The 22560-nt window shown below is 33.5% G+C and carries 23 protein-coding genes and 1 other annotated feature; of the genes, 21 read left to right on the plus strand and 2 right to left on the minus strand.

Annotated features, from left to right (window positions below; translation table 11 throughout):
• Nucleotides 1-2 precede the first annotated feature (2 nt).
• Together AC5M21_RS04610 and AC5M21_RS04615 are read left to right on the plus strand one after the other, a co-directional pair.
• Nucleotides 3-656 carry a uracil-DNA glycosylase gene (locus AC5M21_RS04610; protein WP_008790003.1) on the plus strand — a complete coding sequence of 218 codons (654 nt, stop codon included), beginning with the start codon at nt 3-5 and terminating at the stop codon, nt 654-656.
• Nucleotides 653-1864, plus strand: coding sequence for a bifunctional folylpolyglutamate synthase/dihydrofolate synthase (locus AC5M21_RS04615; protein WP_008790002.1), 1212 nt, complete (start codon nt 653-655; stop codon nt 1862-1864). The genes AC5M21_RS04610 and AC5M21_RS04615 overlap by 4 nt, the downstream gene beginning before the upstream one ends.
• 35 nt (nt 1865-1899) lie before the next feature.
• Here the strand turns inward: AC5M21_RS04615 and AC5M21_RS04620 are convergent, their stop codons facing one another.
• On the minus strand, nt 1900-2208 hold the full coding sequence (locus AC5M21_RS04620) for a spore coat protein GerQ (RefSeq protein ID WP_008790001.1): 309 nt from the start codon (nt 2206-2208) through the stop codon (nt 1900-1902).
• Nucleotides 2209-2216: 8 nt separating this feature from the next.
• Nucleotides 2217-2645, minus strand: coding sequence for a cell wall hydrolase (locus tag AC5M21_RS04625; protein WP_008790000.1), 429 nt, complete (start codon nt 2643-2645; stop codon nt 2217-2219).
• A 205-nt stretch (nt 2646-2850) separates the two neighbouring features.
• Between AC5M21_RS04625 and AC5M21_RS04630 the strand changes: the two genes are divergently transcribed.
• The 19 genes from AC5M21_RS04630 to AC5M21_RS04720 all read left to right on the plus strand — a co-directional run bounded on the left by AC5M21_RS04630 (nt 2851) and on the right by AC5M21_RS04720 (nt 22492).
• Entirely contained in the window at nt 2851-3978 is a 1128-nt protein-coding gene (locus tag AC5M21_RS04630; protein ID WP_008789999.1) for a glucose-1-phosphate adenylyltransferase, read from the plus strand.
• Nucleotides 3979-3990: 12 nt separating this feature from the next.
• Nucleotides 3991-5097, plus strand: a complete 1107-nt coding sequence (gene glgD, locus AC5M21_RS04635; protein WP_008789998.1) for a glucose-1-phosphate adenylyltransferase subunit GlgD — start codon at nt 3991-3993, stop codon at nt 5095-5097.
• Nucleotides 5097-6524 (plus strand): glycogen synthase GlgA, encoded by a 1428-nt coding sequence (gene glgA, locus AC5M21_RS04640; RefSeq protein WP_008789997.1) that lies wholly within the window; start codon nt 5097-5099, stop codon nt 6522-6524. The genes glgD and glgA overlap by 1 nt, the downstream gene beginning before the upstream one ends.
• Before the next feature lie 106 nt (nt 6525-6630).
• Nucleotides 6631-7152: a hypothetical protein gene (locus tag AC5M21_RS04645; protein ID WP_008789996.1), complete on the plus strand. Its 522-nt coding sequence runs from the start codon at nt 6631-6633 to the stop codon at nt 7150-7152.
• Between the two features lie 248 nt (nt 7153-7400).
• A complete protein-coding gene (gene cysS, locus AC5M21_RS04650) occupies nt 7401-8738 on the plus strand; it encodes a cysteine--tRNA ligase (RefSeq protein WP_008789995.1) in 1338 nt (445 codons plus the stop codon).
• A gap of 1 nt (nt 8739) precedes the next feature.
• Nucleotides 8740-9132, plus strand: coding sequence for a Mini-ribonuclease 3 (locus AC5M21_RS04655; RefSeq protein WP_008789994.1), 393 nt, complete (start codon nt 8740-8742; stop codon nt 9130-9132).
• Nucleotides 9133-9174: 42 nt separating this feature from the next.
• Nucleotides 9175-9906 (plus strand): 23S rRNA (guanosine(2251)-2'-O)-methyltransferase RlmB, encoded by a 732-nt coding sequence (rlmB, locus tag AC5M21_RS04660; protein WP_008789993.1) that lies wholly within the window; start codon nt 9175-9177, stop codon nt 9904-9906.
• A 12-nt stretch (nt 9907-9918) separates the two neighbouring features.
• Nucleotides 9919-10548 carry a sigma-70 family RNA polymerase sigma factor gene (locus AC5M21_RS04665; protein ID WP_008789992.1) on the plus strand — a complete coding sequence of 210 codons (630 nt, stop codon included), beginning with the start codon at nt 9919-9921 and terminating at the stop codon, nt 10546-10548.
• A gap of 22 nt (nt 10549-10570) precedes the next feature.
• Nucleotides 10571-10720 carry a 50S ribosomal protein L33 gene (gene rpmG / locus AC5M21_RS04670; RefSeq protein WP_017144103.1) on the plus strand — a complete coding sequence of 50 codons (150 nt, stop codon included), beginning with the start codon at nt 10571-10573 and terminating at the stop codon, nt 10718-10720.
• Nucleotides 10721-10730: 10 nt separating this feature from the next.
• Nucleotides 10731-10919, plus strand: a complete 189-nt coding sequence (gene secE, locus AC5M21_RS04675) for a preprotein translocase subunit SecE (protein WP_017144104.1) — start codon at nt 10731-10733, stop codon at nt 10917-10919.
• A gap of 1 nt (nt 10920) precedes the next feature.
• A complete protein-coding gene (nusG, locus tag AC5M21_RS04680; protein ID WP_008789989.1) occupies nt 10921-11478 on the plus strand; it encodes a transcription termination/antitermination protein NusG in 558 nt (185 codons plus the stop codon).
• A 176-nt stretch (nt 11479-11654) separates the two neighbouring features.
• Nucleotides 11655-12074, plus strand: a complete 420-nt coding sequence (rplK, locus tag AC5M21_RS04685; RefSeq protein WP_008789988.1) for a 50S ribosomal protein L11 — start codon at nt 11655-11657, stop codon at nt 12072-12074.
• Between the two features lie 23 nt (nt 12075-12097).
• A complete protein-coding gene (gene rplA, locus AC5M21_RS04690; RefSeq protein WP_008789987.1) occupies nt 12098-12784 on the plus strand; it encodes a 50S ribosomal protein L1 in 687 nt (228 codons plus the stop codon).
• 14 nt (nt 12785-12798) lie between these two features.
• Nucleotides 12799-12920: a sequence feature (ribosomal protein L10 leader region), on the plus strand.
• A gap of 37 nt (nt 12921-12957) precedes the next feature.
• Complete coding sequence (gene rplJ / locus AC5M21_RS04695; RefSeq protein ID WP_008789986.1) at nt 12958-13470, plus strand: 50S ribosomal protein L10; 513 nt, start codon at nt 12958-12960, stop codon at nt 13468-13470.
• 32 nt (nt 13471-13502) lie between these two features.
• Nucleotides 13503-13874: a 50S ribosomal protein L7/L12 gene (gene rplL / locus AC5M21_RS04700; RefSeq protein ID WP_008789985.1), complete on the plus strand. Its 372-nt coding sequence runs from the start codon at nt 13503-13505 to the stop codon at nt 13872-13874.
• A 52-nt stretch (nt 13875-13926) separates the two neighbouring features.
• A complete protein-coding gene (locus tag AC5M21_RS04705; RefSeq protein ID WP_008789984.1) occupies nt 13927-14532 on the plus strand; it encodes a class I SAM-dependent methyltransferase in 606 nt (201 codons plus the stop codon).
• 155 nt (nt 14533-14687) lie between these two features.
• Entirely contained in the window at nt 14688-18350 is a 3663-nt protein-coding gene (gene rpoB / locus AC5M21_RS04710) for a DNA-directed RNA polymerase subunit beta (RefSeq protein WP_008789983.1), read from the plus strand.
• A 13-nt stretch (nt 18351-18363) separates the two neighbouring features.
• Nucleotides 18364-22065, plus strand: coding sequence for a DNA-directed RNA polymerase subunit beta' (rpoC, locus tag AC5M21_RS04715; protein WP_008789982.1), 3702 nt, complete (start codon nt 18364-18366; stop codon nt 22063-22065).
• A 307-nt stretch (nt 22066-22372) separates the two neighbouring features.
• Nucleotides 22373-22492, plus strand: coding sequence for a family 1 glycosylhydrolase (locus AC5M21_RS04720; protein WP_108912067.1), 120 nt, complete (start codon nt 22373-22375; stop codon nt 22490-22492).
• Nucleotides 22493-22560 lie beyond the last annotated feature (68 nt).

Here is a 22560-nt window from a genome sequence, read left to right on the forward strand (position 1 = left end):
TTATGGATTTTAAGACAATTATTCAAAATGAAAGGCAACAGCCTTATTACAAAGAACTAGAAGCTTTTGTTAATCAAGAATACGCAACAAAGATTATTTATCCACCTAGAAATAGAGTTTTCCATTGTTTTAATTTTCAAGACTATGATGATATCAAGGTTGTCATTATTGGCCAGGATCCATATCATGAAGAACATCAAGCCAATGGATTGGCCTTTAGCGTTGAGCGAGGGGTACAAACACCACCAAGTCTTGTGAATATTTATAAAGAAGCACATGATGACGTAGGTATTGAAATTCCAAGTCATGGAGATTTAACATCTTGGGCACATCAAGGAGTTTTATTATTGAATACAGTTTTAACAGTACAGGCACACCGTGCAAATTCACATAAAGAAAAAGGTTGGGAAGTCTTTACAAATCATATTATTCAAGCTATGAATCAAAGAGAAAAGCCATTAGTATTTATTCTTTGGGGAAGACAAGCCATTGATAAGGCAAGAATGATAGATCAAACAAAACATTGTGTCATTACGAGTCCGCATCCCTCTCCCTTATCAGCATATCGTGGTTTTTTTGGTTCAAAACCTTTTTCTAAAACAAATCAGTTTTTGATAAGTCAAGGAATACAACCAATAGATTGGAGGATTCAATGATGTTTACACAAGTTGAAGAAGCAATCGCTTATATAGAATCAAAGAGAAATAAAAGAACTGTTGATCAATTTAGAGATACATTAAATAGATGCCATATTCATATGAAACAAAAAAATATGATACATATTGCAGGGACCAATGGAAAAGGGTCAACAGTGAATTATTTAAGAAGTATTTTAAATGCGCATGGATTTCGTGTTGGAACATTTACATCACCTTATCTTATTTGTCATAATGACCGTATTAGAGTAGATGATCAACCTATCAGTGATGAGGATTTATTGAAATATGTTAATCAATATTATGATATCATTGAAGAAGATGGTTTATCTATGTTTGAAATTGATGTTTTAATTATGCTTGCTTATTTTCAGTCTTTAGATTTAGATTATCGTATTATTGAAACGGGGATTGGTGGCTTGCATGATAAGACAAATGTTATTGATCCAATTATTAGTGCGATTACAAATATTGGTATGGATCATCAAAAACAGCTAGGTGAGAGTATCTATGATATTATTAATGAAAAAATGGGAATTATTAAACCTCATCAAATGTTTATTACAAGTGAAGCAAAAGGAACGATTTTAGCACGTTTACAAGAACAATGTGATGTTCAAGAAGCAGTTATGTATGTCGTTCCAGAATATCAGGTTTCACGTTATCCATTCCATTTTAGATATCGAAATATGGCATTTACACTTAAAAATCAAGGAATCTATCAAGTGACTAATGCTCGTTTGGCTTTAACGATTGCCTCTAAGTTAATCACTTTAGATACCCAGTTAACAACATCTGCTATTGAAAATGCAGCCTGGAAAGGTCGCTATGAAACTTTGCCTTATCAAGATGGAACAGTTGAAATTGATGGTGCCCATAATTTACCTGGAATCAAGGCTCTGATTCAAACTCTACGTGTCAAAAAAGAAGAAAATATTAGTATTATCTTTTCTTGCTTAGATGATAAAGATGTTCAACCGATGTTAGACCTTATGTTAAAAGAAGGTTATACAGTATATTTAACAACATTTAATGATGACAGAGCAATTGATATTACAACAGTTGAATCACAGCCACATTTAATTATTGTTGATAATTTTGTTGAGGCTTTACAGACGGCCTATATCAAAAAGAGTCATATTGTTATTACGGGATCTTTGCATTTTATATCTAGAGTTAGAAAATATCTGGTAGGATTAAAAAAATAAGGATATTGCATTGTTGTATGCAATATCCTTTTTGCTTATCTGGTATTAAAATTAAGAGGCTCATCAAATTCAGCCCAGTCAAAATAGACAAACTGGAAGATATAGTACTTTTGATTTTTAGGATCACGAACGATAAAGTGGTCTCGACCAACTTGTTCAATAGTCCCTTTATAAGCACGGTCACGCCAGTCAGTACTACCAGTATAAGTGAAATAAAACGTTCCAAGTTTTCCAATATTTAAACGTAATATGTTTTCAAGATATGTTTGGGCAGCAATTGGAGATGGTAATGATGATTGAGTTGTTTGACTGCCTTGTAAAATAGATTGATTGTTAGTATCCATAGACCCTCCTACAAGTCACAATTTAATTTCCCACCTGGGGCATAAAAACAATGATTTTTATACCGTCCGGTTAATTGCCCATAAAATTGATCAGGACATGCAGTGTTAGAACCGGGGTTCTTAAACCATAAAGCGCTATAAGCTGGTTCAACACGATAACCGTCGATATTTCTTAATGCGAGTTCACGTTCTTTGGCATTGACTGGTTGATTAAATAATGGTTGGCCAACACCAGAAAAAGCATTCTTCTGATAGACGACTTCAGAAATGTTGCGAGTATCTCTAAAAACATCACAATTTGCCACAACACGATTGACAATGACGTTACCAACCATCAACATACCTTCATCACCTTCGCCTAAGGCTTCCGCTTTCATGATTCTTGCCAATAATTCGACGTCATTCTCGTTAAATGCGATTCTTGGGGACAAGTTCATCACCTCTTTTTACTATATGCATGAAATCAAAATAATTGCCTATTATTTAAAAAATAATGGTACGTTCAACACTATTTTTATTTCATAGAATTTGGCGAATTTTTTCTTTTTGAAAATGACACGAATTTATGTTTTTTTAAAATGCTTTGTGTTAAAATAAAGATATAGGTAAGCACTTTCACATTAAAGTCAAGGAGGAGAAATTATGGGTAAAGAAATTGTTGCAATGATTCTAGCAGGTGGTCGAGGAACGCGTCTTGAAGCATTAACAGCTAAAGTTGCGAAACCAGCTGTGTACTTTGGAGGAAAATACAGAATTATTGATTTTCCATTAAGCAATTGTGCCAACTCAGGAATTGATATTGTTGGAGTTTTGACACAGTATGAATCAGTTTTATTAGGAACGTATGTAGGTGCTGGATCTAAGTGGGGGCTTGATGGAAATAGTTCATTAGCCGCTATTTTACCAGCTCGTGAAAGAGGAGAGGTTGGAGCAACTTGGTATGCTGGTACGGCAGATGCTATTTATCAGAATATCAGTTTCCTAGATCAATATGATCCTGAATATGTTTTGATTCTTTCAGGAGACCATATTTATAAAATGGATTATGCAGATATGTTAAATGCACATAAAGCAAAAGGTGCTGATTTAACAGTGGCTGTCTTAAATGTTTCTATGAAAGAGGCAAGTCGTTTTGGAATTATGAATACCAATAAAGATGGTACAATTTATGAATTTGAAGAAAAACCAGAAAAACCTAAATCTACATTAGCATCTATGGGTATTTATATTTTCACTTATAAAGAATTAAGAAAATATTTAATTGAGGATGCTAAAGATGAAAGTAGTAAGCATGATTTTGGTATGAATATTATTCCAATGATGTTAAATGAAGGTAAGAAATTATATGCTTATGAATTTGCTGGATATTGGAAAGATGTTGGAACTGTTGAAAGTTTATGGCAAGCCAATATGGATTTATTAGATGATAAGGAATTAGATCTTTATAATATTAAGAAAGATTGGAAAATTTATACTGAAGATACATTGAGTAAGCCTCAGATTATTGGAGAAGAAGCAAGTGTGAAAAATTCCCTTGTTACACAAGGTTGTATAGTCAATGGTGATGTCACTGGTTCTGTTTTATTCAACAACGTTTATATTGGTGAAGGTGCAAAAGTTGTTGATTCTGTGCTCATGCCAGGAGTATTGGTGGAAGAGGGAGCAGAAATCTATAAAGCCATTGTCGATGAAGGTGTTGTAATCAAAGCGAAGAAAGTTGTCAACAAGGAAGCTAAAACAGTTGAACTTGTTAGTGACAACGCGAAATAGGGGGTTAAGAATATGGCAAAAGTAGTAGGATTAGTAAATTTACACTCTGATGTATCTTATGAAGGATTAACGGAAAGAAGACCAGTTGCTTCGGTAAGCTTCTTGGGTCGTTATGGTATTATTGATTTTGTTTTATCAAATATGTCTAACTCAAATGTTGATACGGTTGGTGTTTTGATTAAAGAAAAACCGAGATCTTTATTTAAACATTTGGGGAATGGTAACTCTTGGAACTTTAACTCTAAATCTGGAGGGGTTTCGCTTCTCTATAATGAAAAATGTGCAAATAATGCTTTATATAATCATGATGTTAATAATTTAATTGAAAACATTGCGTTTTTACAAAAAGCAAAAGCTGATTATGTTGTCATTGCACCTGCACATATTATTACAACAATGAATTATGCTGAAGTTGTAGAAGCTCATGCGAAATCAGGAGCTGAGATTACAGTTGTTTATCAGCGTATTAACAATGCTAATGAAACTTTTGTAGGTTCAGATTATTTAAGGTTAAAAGGAAAACAAGTGACTGAAATTAAACAAAACAAAGGAAATCGTAAAGAAAGAAATATTTCTTTAGAAACATATGTTGTGAATGCAAAAGTGTTATTAGAGTTATTAAAGTATGCAAAGAAAATCAGTTCATTCTTTGATTTAAAAGATACTTTGGCATATCTATGTGATGAAAGAAGAATTATGGCTTATGAATATAAAGGATTTGCAAGATGTATTGATTCTTATGAATCTTATTATAAAGTGAGTATGGAATTTTTGGATATGGATATTTCAACACAGGTGTTTAAGAGTACTTGGCCTATTTTCACCAATACAAATGATACTCCACCAACAAAATATTTAAAGAATGCTCAAGTGAAAAAGTCATTTGTTGCTAATGGTGTCATTGTTGATGGTGATGTTGAGGGAAGTATTTTATCACGTAATGTTGTGATTGGTAAAAATGCTGTTGTTAAAAACTGTATTATTCTTAATGGATCACATGTGAGTGCTGGAGCACATTTAGAAAATGTGATAATTGATAAAGATGCACGTATAGAAAAGAAAAAGGAACTGGTAAGCGTAGGTGAGCCACTGTACGTCAAAGAAGGAGATGTTGTATAATGAGAATTGTTTTCGCAACAAGTGAAGCAAATCCATATATCAAATCTGGTGGTTTGGCAGATGTTTTGGGGTCATTACCTAAGGCACTTGTTCAAAAAGGTCATGAGTGTATTGTTGTTTTACCAAAATATCAAGATATGAAGTTGGCTGAGACGTTGGAATATGTTGCAAGTTATGATATTTGGGTAGGATGGAGAAAGTGCTATTGTGGTGTTTTTACTGCAAAGCATGATGGTGTCACTTATTATTTTATTGATAATGAACAATATTTTAGAAGACCAGGTCTTTATGGATATGATGATGATAATGAAAGATTTGCATTCTTTGATTTTGCAGTTTTAGAATTAATGTCACATGTTGATATCAAACCAGATATTTTACATTTACATGACTGGCAAACTGCAATGATTGCAACTCTTTATAAGGAAAGATATGCTTATTATGAATATTATCAGGGAATTAAAATTGTATTTACAATTCATAATATTGCTTATCAAGGAAAATGTGATCCAAAATTATTAAGTGACCATTTTGGATTAGATAATTACTTATATTATAATGGGAATTGTCGTAATGATGGATGTTTTAATATGATGAAAGCAGCTATTTATTATAGTGATGTAGTGACAACTGTTTCACCAACTTATGCTCAAGAAATATTAACAGATAGTTTTGGTGAGGGATTACAAAGCATTTTGCAGATGCGTAGACATGATTTGTATGGTATTTTAAATGGTATTGATTATGAAACTATCAATCCATCAACTGATCCTGAAATTGTTGAACACTTTGATATGACGACAGTTGATGAAAAGAAAGTTAACAACAAAACAGCTCTTCAGGCTGAATGTGGATTACCAGTGAATCCAGATGTTCCATTAATTGGGATTGTTACAAGATTAACTTGGCAAAAAGGTTTAGATTTAATTATTGATCGTATGGATGAATTAATGAAACGTGATGTACAAGTTGTTATTTTAGGTGCTGGAGATCAAAAATATGAGGAACCACTCAAAGCTATGGCAGCTTATCATACACAAAAATTATCTTTGAATTTGAAGTACGATTTCGGATTATCATGTCGTATTTATGCAGGGTGTGATATGTTCTTAATGCCTTCATTGTTTGAACCTTGTGGTTTGTCACAAATGATGTCATTACGTTATGGAACAATTCCTCTTGTTAGAGAAACTGGTGGATTAAAAGATAGTGTTGAACCGTACAATGAATTTGAAAATACAGGAATGGGATTTAGTTTTACAAATTATAATGCGCATGAAATGATGGATATTATTGATTATGCATTACGTATATATGCTGATAAAGAGAAGTGGCAAGGTTTAGTACATCGTGCAATGGAAGCGAAACTTGACTGGGATAAAAGTGCTGATGCCTATTTGAAAGTTTTTAATTCATTGTTAGATTAAGCAAAAGAGATAGGGGAACCTATCTCTTTTGTGTGAAAATAGATTTTTAATTGCTTTCTTAAATAATGTTTAGTACAATAAAGGATGGTAAGGAGGCGGTAAAGATATGCGCGCTTGTTTAAAAGTCGTTACTATTGTCACATTATTATTAACTGTTTTTGCTTGTGGGAAGAAATCTGAGACTGTCTTTTTGGAAAAAGATGGAACGTTATATGAGGTTGCAGATCAAGTTTCGTTTTATTATCCTAAGGATTTTAAGATGGATACATCTGTTGAGAATAAAGCAATTGTTCAATTTGTAAGAGAACAAGAAGTGATGTCATATCAAACAATCATTGATGATACTGATAATGAAATTGATGATATGCCTGAATTATATGCTGGTCAATTAGAGGAAGATGGTGCCATTGATGTTGGCTATAAAAATTTAAAAATAGATAGTGGTTTAAATTGTCAGGAATTTACAGGAACTTATCAATCAACTGGCATTAAATTTAAGCATTTGGTTTACTTTACTGCTAATTCTGAATATGTTTTAAGTTATCAAGCACCACAAAAGGTTTATGATGATGAAATTAGTATTATTTCACAATATCTTAATTCTTTAAAGGTTCATAAAGAGGAATAGACTTGATAAATAAAAATGAATTTGTTATAGTATAAATAAATTATAGGTGAGAATGATAAAATTATGAAGTTTAAAGAGAGAGTCTGATGCTGGGAATGACTTAATGAATGATTTTTGATGCACTAACCTGAGTCTTTTGAAAAGAAAGAACGTGAACTTGCGTTAAAAGTGTGAATTAAGCATATGATAAAGTGGATAGACACAATGTGTTCTTTATCATCTGCTTTTTTATTTATAAGGAGGTCATTATGAAAGTTTTTAATACATTAACAAATAAGAAAGAGGAATTTGTTCCAATTAAACAAGGTGAAGTGAGTATTTATGTCTGTGGACCAACAGTTTATGATCATGCGCATATTGGCAATGCTAGACCACTCATTGTTTTTGATATTCTCAGAAGAACATTTGAATATCTTGGCTATAAGGTGACATTTGTTTCTAATTTTACTGATGTTGATGATAAAATTATTAAAGCAGCAAAGGAAGAGGGAATTACAGAAAAGGAATTAACAGATAAATATATCAAGGCTTATAATGATATAAGAAGTGGATTGAATTTGCTGTTTCCAACATACTCACCACGTGTAACTGAAACAATGCAGCCGATTATTGACTTTATTCAAAGTTTGGTTGACCAAGGTTTTGCTTATGAAGTTGATGGAGATGTTTATTTTAGAGTCACAAAGATAAATGAATATGGAATGTTATCAGGGATTAAAGTAGAAGATTTAATTGCTGGAGCAAGTGAGAGAGTTGATGAAAATGATAAAAAAGAGTCATCAACTGACTTTGCGTTGTGGAAGAAAACTGATGAAGGAATTCAATTTGAAAGTCCATGGTCTAAAGGAAGACCAGGATGGCATACAGAATGTGTCGTTATGATTAATGATATTTTTGATGATGGACGTATTGATATTCATGGTGGTGGGCAAGATTTGAAGTTTCCACATCATGAAAATGAAATTGCTCAATCTATGGCGTGTCATCACCATCCAATAGCTAATGTTTGGATGCATAATCAAATGATTAATATTGATAATCAAAAGATGTCAAAATCATTAGGGAATGTTTTGTGGGCTAAAGATTTAATTGAAACGTTAGGATGCAATGTTTTTAAATGGTTGATGTTGTCAACTCATTATCGTAATCCATTAAATTTTACTGAAGAAGTTTTAACAAGTGTCAAAAAAGAAGTTGAAAAAGTTGAAAATGTTTTAAAACAGACATCTTTATATTTACAAGTTCAACATTATCAACAAGAGGAATATTCAAAAGAAACTGTTGACACTATGGTTGAGGCATTAAGTGATGATTTAAATACATCATTAGCACTTACTCAAATATTGAATCAAGTAAAGGTTTTGAATCAATCTATGCGTGTAAAAGATAAAGATAATCAAGTTATTTCAAGAGAATATCAAACATTAATTCAGATGTTAGATGTGATGGGCTTTGTTCATGAAATGAAGCAATTAAGTGATAATGATATTGTGTTATATGAAAAATGGTTAGAAGAAAAAGCGAATAAGAATTTTGATAAGGCAGATGAATTAAGAGGTCAGCTTCAAATGAGAGGAATTATTTAGAATGAGACCAGAATTGATAAATCCATTAGCTTTGGCTTATTTAGGTGATGGTGTTTTTGAGGTTTATGTAAGAGAATATTTAATTGTTGATCAAGAAATAACGAAACCTGACTTATTGCAAAAGGCAGCTATTCAGTTTGTGAGTGCTAAGGCACAAGCTGCTTTTATGAAAGAGGCAATGCTTCATGAGTGGGTAGATGAAGATGAAATTCGTATTTATAAAAGAGGACGTAATGCTAAGAATACGAGAGTTATGAAAAATACAAGTGTGATTACGCATAATCAGTCTTCAGGGTTTGAAGCATTAATTGGTCATTTGTATTTATTAAAGAAAGAAAAAAGGATTCAAGAAATATTTGAGTTATACAAAGAGTTTGTAATGAGAAATTTATGAGATGAATTTGAGACGAATTTGAGACAAGTAAAGGGGTAAAATATGAGACAATATATTTATGGTAAAAATACAGTTTTAGAATCTTTGAAGGGTGAAAAGCCAGTTTATGAGATTTATATGATGAAGAATGCTAAAGATGAAAAACTTTTATCTTTGGCTAAAGCAAAGAATGCAAAAGTGAATATTGTTGCTCATAAGGGTGTCTTAAATCAGCTTGTTGGAAATGTTGTGCATCAAGGTGTAGTGGCTCAAACAGAAGGGTATGGATATTCTTCAATTGATGAAATTATTGATGCAATTCCTAAAGGGAAACAACCACTATTATTGATGTTAGATGGATTGGAAGATCCACATAATCTAGGAGCCATCTTAAGAACGTGTGATGCCATAGAAGTTGATGGTGTTATTATTGGTAAAAATCGTAGTGTTGGGTTAACTTCGACAGTTGCGAAAGTTTCTACTGGCGCCATAGATTATGTTAAAGTTGCACAAGTTACAAATTTATCAAGAACTCTTGATGATTTAAAAAAGCGTGGCTTTTGGGTTGTTGGCTGCGAGTTGAATGAATCACAGGACTATCGTGCTATTGATTACAATATGCCGCTTGTTATTGTGGTGGGGTCAGAAGGTTTTGGAATATCGAAACTAGTAAAATCTCATTGTGATATGAATGTTGTTTTACCAATGACAGGACATGTGACTTCTTTAAATGCATCAGTTGCGACAGCACTTATTCTTTATCAGGTATATAATTCTCGTCACCCTTTCAAGTAGAAAGGAGGTAACGTGGAACGTTACATAAGCGATGATGAATTGGTTTATTTGATGAGGTGTGGAAGTGAAGCAGCTCAAGAAGTATTATATAAACGTTATTATCTTATTGTCAGAAGGTGGATATTCCCATTTATTGGGTACTCACAGGGAGAATATGATTTTGAAGATTATCTTCAAGTGGCTATGGCGTGTTTTTCTGGATTATTAGATTGTTATCGAGCGGATCAGAAGACAAGTTTGAAAACATTTATGTATCATGTGATGAGGAAGAGGATGCTTTCTTTTGTTTATCAAATGAAAAGAAAACAATTGAGCCGTTATTTTACATTTGTATCATTGGATGAAACAGTATACCCAGAAGATGAGATGCAATTTGCAGAATTGATTGGTGATCCTTCTTGGCAATATCAACCGTCTTCAATATTGAAGATTAAAGAAACCGAGGAAGAATATCAGTTATGTGTAAAAAAGGTAGCTTCCCCCAAAGAATTGATGATTATCCGTTATATTCATGATGGTTATCCTCAACAAGAAATTGCAGATATCCTTGATATTTCTGTAAGGAGTGTCTATAATGCAGTATATCGGTACCATAAAAAGTCTAAGCCATTGACGAGTGAAAATAAATGTGTTAAATTATAATAACGGAAAAGGAGTGATAGGCATGAAACAAAAAGTGATTTTAGTTTGTACAGAATGTTTGTCACGTAATTATTCAATTACAAAAAATAAGCGTTTGAATGTAGAAAGATTGGAGCTAAACAAATATTGCAAGAAATGTGGAAAGCATACTTTGCATAAGGAATCGAAATAGGAGGATGGACATGAAACTAAAAGAGTGGTTCACACTTAAGGGTGTACGTAGTGAAATCAAGAATATTCATTGGTTGACTAAAAAAGAATTGGCATATAATGCTATGGTTGTATTGGTATTCTGTTTTTTATTTGGAGTTTACTTTTATGGTAGCGATGCAATTATCGCTGTAATTTTGAAAGCATTGGGGATGAATTAGTATGCCAGGGATGAATGAAGAAGGAAGACGCTGGTATGTTGTCAACACATACTCAGGTCATGAAAATAAAGTTAAAGAAAACTTAGAAAAACGTGTTGAATCAATGGGACTTCAAGATTGTCTGTTTAATATTGTTATTCCTGAACATGTTGAAACTGAAATTAAAGATGGGAAAAAGATTAATAAAACAAAAAATATGTTCCCAGGTTATGTTTTGGTAGAGATGATTATGACAGATGAAGCTTGGTATGTTGTCCGTAATACATCAGGGGTTACAGGATTTATCGGTTCGTCAGGTGGTGGGGCAAAACCTTTCCCATTACAAAAACATGAAATTGATCCAATTCTAAAAAGAATGGGAATTCAAACGACACAACTTGAAATAAACTATGCTGAAGGTGATGAAGTGAAAGTTTTATCAGGTCCTTTTGCTGGTAAACAAGGGAAAGTTGAATCTATTGATCGTGAAAAAGAAGTTGCAACTGTTCTTGTTGATTTCTTGGGAAATGCAACACCTATGGAAGTTGAATTGATTCAATTAGAAAAAGTAGAATTATAATAAGACACTTAAGTGTCTTTTCTTTTTAAAAAAGTTTGATAAATTCAATAAAAATGCTTGCATTATTGAAATGATTGTGTATAATAATTAATCGACGCAATATGTGTTACTATGCGTGGGAGGATTGACATCCAACTGACCACAGCACGGACAAATTTTAATAGGAGGTGTGTCGCGTGAGCAAGAAAGTCGTAAGAGTTATGAAAATTCAATTCCCAGCTGGTGGGGCAAAACCAGGTCCAGCTTTAGCAGGTGCTGGTATTCAAATGCCAAAGTTCTGTACAGCATTCAATGATCAAACAAAAGATCGTATGGGTGAAACTGTACCAGTTGTTTTAACAATTTATGATGACAAGAACTTTGATTTTGTATTAAAGACTGCTCCAACTGCTGAAATGATTAAGAAAGCATGTGGAATTAAGAAAGCAGCTTCTGATGCTAAGGTAACAGTCGCTACATTATCAGCTGATAAATTAAAAGAAATCGCTGAATACAAAATGCAAGATTTAAATGCAATCGATCTAGAAGGTGCAATGAAAATTGTTGCAGGTACTGCTAGAAACATGGGTGTAAAAGTTGAAGGCTTAGATGCCTAATTTAATGAAGAGGAGAAAAGAAAATGGCTAACAAAGGTAAAAGATATCAAGAAGCCGCTGCTCTTATTGAAAAAGGTAAAGCATACCCAATTGAAGAAGCAGTTGCTTTGGTAAAGAAAACAAGTAATGTAAAATTCGATGCAAGTGTTGATGTTGTATTCAAATTAGGATTAGACACAAGACATGCAGATCAACAATTACGTGGGGCAATTGTATTACCACACGGAACTGGAAAAACAAAAAAAGTATTAGTCATCACTCAAGGAGCTAAAGTTGAAGAAGCAAAAGCTGCTGGAGCTGATGTTGTTGGTGGAAAAGAAATCTTGGAAGATATCCAAAAAGGATGGTTAGATTTCGAAGTTATGATTGCTACACCAGATATGATGGCTGAATTAGGTAAATTAGGTCGTATCTTAGGACCTAAAGGTTTAATGCCTAACCCTAAAACAGGAACAGTAACTATGGATGTTACAAAAGCTGTTCAAGAAACAAAAGCTGGTAAAGTGACTTATCGTACTGATAAAGATGGTAATGTTCATATGCCAATTGGAAGAGTATCATTTGAAGATGCTCAATTAGCAGAAAACTTTAAAGTTGTTTATGATTTATTAGTTAAATCTAAACCATCTTCTGCTAAAGGAACTTACATGAAAAACGTCGTTGTTTCTACAACTATGGGACCAAGTGTAAAAGTTCAGTCTTCTTTATAATAAGAAGATCATAGATTATCGCAATCAATATACCGTAGACAGCAACGGGGAAACCTTAATCATGTTGCCGAGGTGATATTGTCAACTCACATTGACAAACTCCCTCGCTTTTACGTGGGAGTTTTTTAACGGATATATTGTTGCATATATAAAATTATATAGGAGGTGTAACAATGTCAAAAGAAATTATTGAAGCAAAACAACAAGTCGTTTCTGAAATTGCTGAAAGCTTTAAAGCTGCACAATCTTCAATCGTTGTTGAATACCGTGGATTAACAGTTGCTGATATGACTGAATTACGTAAAGCATTAAGAGCTGAAAACGTTGGATTCAAAGTCTATAAGAACAAATTAGTTCAAAGAGCTGCTGAACAAGAAGGTATGAATGAATTAAACGAATTCCTTGTTGGACCTAACGCAATTGCTTTTGGACATGAAGATGCGGTAGCTCCTGCTAGAATCTTAGCAGAGTTCGCAAAAGGACATGAAGCTTTAGTGATTAAAGCTGGATATGTTGAAGGTAAATTCTTACCTCAGGAAGAAGTTATGGCAGTGGCTAAATTACCTAATCGTGAAGGTATGTACTCAATGTTGCTTGCATGCATGAAAGAGCCAGTTGCTAAAGTTGCAAGAGTATTACAAGCTGTTGCAGATGCAAGAGGAGAAGCAGCACCCGCTGCTGAATAGTTAATTAAAAATTATTAATGGAGGAAAATAAAATGGCAAAATTAACACATGAAGATATCTTAGCTTACTTAGAAGAAGCTACAATTTTAGAATTAAATGATTTAGTAAAAGCAATCGAAGAAAAATTTGATGTAACTGCTGCTGCACCTGTAGCTGTAGTTGCTGGTGATGCTGCTGCTGCAGATGCTGCACCTGCTAACGTAACAGTAACATTAACTGATGTTGGTGCTACTAAAGTTGCAGTTATCAAAGCTGTAAGAGAAATCACTGGTTTAGGATTAGTTGAAGCTAAAGGTTTAGTAGACAAAACTCCTGCAGAAATCAAGAAAGATATTCCTGCTGAAGAAGGAGCTAAGATTAAAGAACAATTAGAAGCTGCTGGAGCTAGCGTAGAAGTTAAATAATTGTTATACAAATAAAAGCCCTACTTAAGGGCTTTTTTTCTAGGAGAAAAATATGTCACATTATTATACAAACAATGTTGATTTAGAAACTCATGAAACACGTATCCCTTTTCAATATCGAAAACATCAATTAACTTTTATAAGTGACATTGGTGTTTTCTCAAAGGAACGTGTAGATTATGGATCAAGAGTCCTATTAGACTGTATGGACATTCAAGCAAATCAAAGATCGTTATTAGATGTTGGATGTGGCTATGGAACTTTAGGGGTTTCTTTGAAGAAAGAATATCCATGGTTACATGTTGAGATGGTTGATGTCAATGAGCGTGCAGTTCATTTGGCAAATCAATCATGTCAATACAATGATGTTGAAGACATAAAAGCTTATTTGAGTTTTGCTTATGAAAATGTTGTTGGAACTTTTGATGTTATTGTTTCTAATCCGCCGATACGTGCTGGTAAAAAAGTTGTCTTTGAGATTTTAGAAAAGGCATTTGATTTTCTGAATGAGAATGGTGAGTTAATTGTTGTCATTCAAAAGAAGCAAGGAGCGCCATCAGCACAAAAGAAAATGAATGAAGTTTTTGGTAATTGTGAAATTATCAAAAGAGATAAAGGGTATTTTATATTAAAATCTATAAGAAACACTGATTTTTAAGATTTCAAAAGAAATTTTGAAATTTGAGATTTGGTATTGACTAACACTATTGACTATGCTAGTATAATACAATGCCTACTCATGTATAAAAAGCAGTGTTTTTTGCTATGCTTTCAAGATGGAGATAGAGATAATTAATAAGGAGTGAAGCGGACTTGGAAAAGAATGTAACTCAAGCAAAAAGTCGTATTAATCGTCGCAATTATTCAAGAATTAGTGGTTCTTTGGAACTTCCTAATTTGGTAGAAATTCAAACAAATTCATATGAATGGTTCAAAAATGAAGGGATTAAAGAGGTTTTTAATGATGTTTATCCTATTAGTAACTTCAATGAAACATTAACATTGGAATTTGTGGATTGTCGTTTTGATGAACCAAAATATTCAGTAGATGAAGCGAAGGATAGAGATGCCAACTATTCAGCGCCGATTCGTGCTACTCTCCGTTTGATTAATAACGGAACTGGAGAAATTAAAGAAAACGAAGTCTTTATGGGGGATTTCCCATTAATGACTGACTCAGGAACATTTATTATCAATGGAGCTGAACGTGTTATTGTTTCACAATTAGTACGTTCACCTGGAGCATATTTTGCTGATGCTATGGATAAGAGTGGGAAAACTGTGTTTACAGGAAGTGTTATTCCTTCAAGAGGAACATGGTTAGAGTTTGAAAATGATGCAAAAGACATTTTAAATGTACGTATTGACCGTACTCGTAAGATTCCGGGTACTATCCTTTTACGTGCTTTAGGATTAAGCAGTGATGAAGAAATTATTGAAGTTTTAGGTGATCATGAGTTTATTAGAAATACATTGGCAAAAGATCCAACTCATAACACTGATGAAGCTTTAATTGAGATTTACAATAAATTAAGACCAGGTGAACCAGCTACATTAGAAGGTGCAAATACTTTGTTGTACACAAGATTTTTTGATGCAAAAAGATATGATCTTGCACGTGCTGGACGCTTTAAATTTGGGAAAAAGTTAAGTCTGTTAGATAGAATTACAAATCGTGTATTGGCGCAAGATATTGTTGATGTTGATGGTCATGTGGTTATGAAAGAAGGAACAGTTTTAACAAAAGATAAAGTAGATCTTTTGAAACCTGTTTTTGAAGCTGGAGCACATACTGTAGATGTGAAAACAAATGATTTCTTGAAGTCAAATGGAAAAATTCAAGTTGTTGAAGTTTATGTTGATGAATCTCAATCTAAGAAAATGAAAGTTGTTGGAACTGATTTATCTTTAGATTGTAAATTTGTTACTATTTCTGATATGTTAGCTGCTTATTCATATATGTTAAACTTAGTTGATATCTATGATTCATTAGATTTGGCAAGTGATGACAGAGTGAGTTTAATGAGTAGAATTGGTTTATTAGATGATATTGATCATTTAGGAAATAGACGTGTACGTTCTGTTGGGGAATTAATTCAAAATCAATTTAGAATTGGTTTATCTAGAATGGAGAGAGTTGTTAAAGAAAGAATGTCATTATCAGAAGTTGATAGTGTGACTCCTCAATCATTAACAAACATTCGTCCATTAACAGCTGCAATGAAAGAATTCTTCTCATCTTCACAATTATCTCAATTCATGGATCAAATTAATCCTCTTGCAGAGTTAACAAATAAACGTCGTTTGTCTGCGTTAGGACCAGGTGGTTTGTCTAGAGATAGAGCTGGATATGAAGTGCGTGATGTCCATCCTTCACATTATGGTCGTATTTGTCCGATTGAAACACCTGAAGGTCCAAATATCGGGTTAATTTCAACATTGGCTTCTTATGCGAAGATTAATAAGTATGGATTTATTGAAACACCATATCGTAAAGTCAATAATAGTATCATTGATGAAAGTGATGTTCGTTATTTAACAGCTGATGAAGAAAAGAATTATATTATTGCTCAAGCAAAAGTACAAATTGGTGAAAATAATGAAATTTTAGATGAACAAGTGATTTCTCGTCACTTAGGTGAAAATATTATGGCAAAACCAAGTGAAGTTGATTTTATTGATATTTCGCCTAAACAGATTGTTTCAGTTGCCACATCATGCATTCCATTCCTTGAAAATGATGATGCTACACGTGCATTGATGGGGGCCAACATGCAACGTCAGGCAGTCCCATTGTTAAATCCACATACACCACTTGTTGGTACAGGTATGGAATATCAGGCTGCTAGAGACTCTGGAGCTGCAATTGTTGCAAAAGCAGATGGTATTGTCACTTATGTTGATGCAAGAAAGATTGTTGTTGAAGAAAATGATGGACCTAGAAATTATCGTTTAACAAAATTCGCAATCTCAAATGCAGGAACATGTATTAATCATAGACCAATTATCAAGACAGGTGATAAAGTACTGAAAGGTCAAGTTTTAGCTGATGGTCCATCTATGGAATTAGGGGAATTGGCTTTAGGACAGAACGTCTTGGTAGGATTCATGACATGGAACGGTTATAATTATGAAGATGCTGTTATCATGTCTGAAAGATTAGTCAAAGAAGATGTTTATACATCTATTCATATTGAAGAATATAGTATTGAATGTCGTGATACAAAATTAGGGCCAGAAGAAATTACAAGAGATATTCCTAACGTTGGTGAAGAAGCGCGTAAGAACTTGAACAGTGAAGGGATTATCATGATTGGTGCTGAAGTAAAAGAAGGAGATATCTTAGTTGGGAAGGTGACTCCAAAAGGACAAGCAGAATTATCAGCAGAGGAAAAATTATTATTAGCTATCTTTGGTGAAAAATCTAGAGAAGTTAAAGATAATTCATTAAGAGTTCCACATGGTGGAGCAGGAATTGTTCACGATATTAAGGTTTTTGAAAGAAAGAAAGGCGATGAATTACAACCAGGTGTTAACAAGGTTGTGAAAGTCTACATCGTTCAAAAACGTAAAATCTCTGAAGGAGATAAAATGGCTGGTCGTCATGGTAACAAAGGGGTTATCTCTCGTATTTTACCAGTTGAAGATATGCCACACTTAGAAGATGGAACTGTCTTAGACATTATGTTAAACCCACTAGGGGTACCATCTCGTATGAACATTGGACAAGTTCTTGAGTTGCATTTAGGTTATGCAGCAAGAGAATTAGGATTATATTATGCAACTCCAGCTTTCGATGGTATTAATTCTAAAGACTTAGAAAATATCATGAAAGAGGCAGGAATGCCAGTTGATGGTAAACAGCCAGTTATTTCTGGGCGTACAGGAGAATACTTTGATTCTAATGTATGTGTTGGAATTATGTACATGATTAAGTTAGCCCACATGGTTGATGATAAATTACATGCAAGATCTGTAGGACCTTATTCGTTAGTTACTCAACAGCCACTTGGAGGTAAAGCTCAAAATGGTGGACAAAGATTTGGAGAAATGGAAGTCTGGGCACTCGAAGCTTATGGTGCTGCTTATACATTACGAGAAATCTTAACAGTGAAGTCTGATGATGTTGTTGGTCGTGTGAAGACTTATGAAGCGATTGTTAAAGGTCAAAAATTACCAGAACCTGGATTACCAGAATCATTTAGAGTTTTAAAGAAAGAATTACAAGCTCTTGCTTTAGATATTCAAATGTTGGATGAAGATGGTAATGAATTAGATGAAAGAAAAATTGAAGATGAAGAACGTCGTTTCCCAACTTCAATTGATACAACTCCAGAACCTGCTGAAGCAACTCAAGAAGTTGTGGAGGAAGAAGTTGAAGGAGATTTTGAAGAGGAAGATGAATCATTTGACGATTTAGAATCTGTAATTGATGATCTCTTCACTGATGATGAAGAAGAAAGTAACGAAGAATAGGAGGAAACAATGAATGGCAGATGTCAATAACTTTTCAGCAATCCAAATTGGATTAGCTTCTCCAGAAAAAATTCGTGAATGGTCTTATGGTGAAGTTAAAAAACCTGAAACTATTAATTATCGTTCTCAAAAACCAGAAAAGGATGGTCTCTTCTGTGAAAAGATTTTTGGACCATCTAAGGATTGGGAATGTAGCTGTGGTAAATACAAAAAAGTGAGATATAAAGGTGTTGTCTGTGATCGTTGTGGTGTAGAAGTCACTAAATCTTCTGTACGTCGTGAACGTATGGGACATATTGAATTAGCAACTCCAGTTGCTCACATCTGGTATCTAAAAGGGATTCCTTCGAGAATGGGTCTTATTCTTGATATGTCTCCTAAACAATTAGAAGAAATTATTTATTTCGTATCTTATGTTGTAACAGATAAAGGGAGTACACCATTAGAATACAAACAAGTTTTATCTGAAAGAGATTATCGTAACTGTTATGAAAAATTCGGAAATCAGTTTGAAGCCAAAACTGGTGCTGAAGCAATTAAGATTTTACTTCAAAAAGTTGATCTTGATGAAGAATTTGAAACAGTTACTAAAGAATTAAAGGAAGCACAAGGGCAAAGGCGTGCAAAATTAATTAAAAGACTTGAGGCATTAGAAGCATTTAGATCTTCAATGAATCAGCCAGAATGGATGATTCTTGATGTTCTTCCTGTTATTCCACCTGATTTAAGACCAATGTTACAGTTGGATGGTGGACGTTTTGCAACAAGTGATTTGAATGATTTGTATAGACGTGTTATTACACGTAATAATCGTTTAAAGAAATTATTAGAATTAGGAACACCATCAATTATCGTGCAAAATGAAAAACGTATGTTGCAAGAAGCTGTTGATGCTTTAATTGATAATGGACGTCGTTCTAAACCAATTACAGGTGCTGGTGGTAGACCATTAAAATCTTTAAGTCATACACTTAAAGGAAAACAGGGACGTTTCCGTCAAAACTTACTTGGTAAACGTGTTGATTATTCTGGACGTTCAGTTATCGCTGTAGGACCTGATTTAAAGATGTATCAATGTGGTATTCCACGTGAGATGGCTTTGAACTTATTCAAACCATTTGTTATTAGTGGATTGGTAAGAGAACAAATTGCGACAAATATTAAGGCAGCGGAAAGATTGATTGATAAGATGGAAGATTCAATTTGGCCAATCGTAGAAGAGGTTATTAAAGAACATCCAGTTTTATTAAACCGTGCACCTACACTTCATAGATTAGGTATTCAAGCATTCGAACCTAAGTTGGTAGAGGGACGTGCAATTCGTCTTCATCCACTTGTTACGCCTGCTTTCAATGCCGATTTCGATGGTGACCAAATGGCTGTCCATGTTCCTTTAGGAGAAGAAGCAATCCAAGAAGCAAGACAGTTAATGCTTGGTTCTAGCAATATCTTAGGTCCAAAAGATGGAAAACCAATTGTTACACCTTCACAGGATATGGTGTTAGGAAATTATTATTTAACATTAGAAGAAGCTGGTAAAATTGGTGAAGGAACTGTCTTTGCTGATGTGAATGAAGTTTTAATGGCTTATGATGCAAAAACTGTTCATTTACACACAAGAGTTGCAATTAGAGGAAAATCATTAAATAACCAAACATTTACAAAATTACAAAATGATAGTTATTTAATTACAAGTGTTGGAAAAATTATTTTCAATCAAATCTTTGATGGAGCATTCCCATTTATTAATGATACAAGTGTTGAGAATTTAGATGCGACACCTAATAAATATTTTGTTCCATTAGGAACAGATATTAAAGCTTATATTGAGAGTCAACCAATTATCAAACCATTTGGTAAAAAAGCTTTAGGAAATATCATTAATCAAGTATTTAAGACAAGCAAAACAACTGATACAACTGCAATGCTTGATAAATTGAAAGATCAAGGATTCTATTATTCAACAATTGCAGGGATTACAGTTTCTGTATATGATATTCAAGTTCCACAAAGTAAATATGTTTTATTTGAAGAAGCTGATGAAAAACTTGAAAGAATCAAGGGATTATATCGTAAAGGTAAGTTAACTGAAGAAGAGAGAAAGAATGCAGTTGTTAAACTTTGGGAAAGTGTTAAAGATCAAGTTCAAGGTGTCGTTAAAGAAGAGTTCGAAGCTGATACTAAGAATCCAATCTTCATCATGTCTGACTCAGGTGCCCGTGGAAATATCTCTAACTTTACACAGTTGGTAGGTATGCGTGGATTGATGTCAAACCCTAAAGGAGAAACAATTGAACTTCCTATCAAGTCTTCATTTAGAGAAGGTTTAACTGCATCAGAATTCTTTATTTCTACCCATGGTGCCCGTAAAGGTTCTACTGATACAGCCTTGAAAACAGCCGATTCAGGTTACTTAACAAGACGTTTGGTAGATGTTGCACAAGAGGTCATCATTACTGAAGATGATTGTGGTACAGATAGAGGATTTATGGTTAGTGAATTATACAATACTTCTGATAATTCTGTTATTGTTCCATTATATGACAGATTAGTTGGACGTTATTCACAAAAAGATATTATTCATCCAGTGACAGGTGAAATGATTGTAAAAGCAGGTGAAATGCTTGATGAAACAAATGCAAAAGAAGTCACTGATGCTGGAATTAAAGAAGTTGAAATTAGATCTGTCCTTGGATGTAAAGCCAAAGGTGGAATCTGTAGAAAATGTTATGGTCGTAACTTAGCGACTGGAGAAGAAGTCTTATTAGGTGAAGCAATCGGAATTATGGCAGCTCAATCTATTGGTGAACCTGGTACACAGTTAACAATGCGTACATTCCACATGGGTGGGGTTGCTGGTGGTGCTGATATCACTCAAGGGTTACCTCGTATTCAAGAGTTATTTGAAGCAAGAAATCCGAAAGCAAAATCTATTATTTCTGAAATTGAAGGTGAAGTTTCAAACATCATTGATAACAATGGTCGTGCTGAAGTTGTTGTCTCTAACTTATTAGAAACAAAGAGTTACTTGGCTCCTTATGGTGCAAAACTTAGAGTTTCTGTTGGGGATGAAGTCGGTATTGGTTCTAAGATTACTGAAGGGTCTATTGATCCTAAGGAATTGTTAGGTGTTGCTGATGTTGAAGCAGTTGAAAACTATATCTTAAAAGAAGTTCAAAAAGTCTATCGTTTACAAGGTATCGAGATTTCTGATAAACATATCGAAGTTATTGTTAGACAAATGTTGAAGAAGATGAGAATTGTTGAAGGTGGAGACACTGGTGCACTTCCAGGAACACATGTGAATACAGAAAGATTTACTGAATTAAACAAAGATGTTCTTAAGAATGGTAAGCATCCAGCAGTTGGAAGACCAATCTTGCTTGGTATTACAAAAGCTTCACTTGAAACAGAATCATTCTTATCTGCTGCATCATTCCAAGAAACAACAAAAATCTTAACTGATGCTGCAATTAAAGGTAAAGTTGATGATTTAATTGGATTAAAGGAAAATGTTATCATTGGTAAATTATTACCAGCTGGTACTGGATTAAGAGGTGCGTTAAAATCTCCTGAGACAATAGCAAGAGAGTTAGAAGCAGAGAGAAAACGTATTGAATTAGAAGCTGCTGAAAAATTAGAAGCTGAAACATTATCAGAAGATTTATTAAGTGGTGAAACTGAAGAACAGTTTGCATCAGTTGAAGAAATCTAAGAGAGTAGATAACTGTATTATTAAGCGAGGTATATTGTTTACCTCGCTTTTTTAAACTCCATATGTTTATTAAACATCCAATATAAATGGATGTTTTTTTGTATTAATATCAAAAATATAATTGACTTGTATCTACATTTTTGTAAAAGTGTTAAGAATAAAGATCAAGTCAAATACTAAGTGACTTTTAATGAAATGAATCGTATTAATTTTTAAACAGGGCAAGCAGGACTCTCTACTTATATAATAAATAGACTTTCAATCTTAATGACAGAAAATGGATTAGGTAAGTGATAACGCTGGACATATTGAAGATGATTATCGAATTTGCTTTCTTCTAGAACATATCAGTGAATTGAAAAAAGCTATTTTAGAAGATCGTGTTGATTATATAGGATATTTTACGTGGTCTCGTGTTGATCTATAAGTTTATCAATAGTTTATGATTTTATCTATGTCGATAAACAAGATGATGGAAGTGATGATTTATGAAAA

It is taken from the genome of Coprobacillus sp., assembly GCF_984815275.1.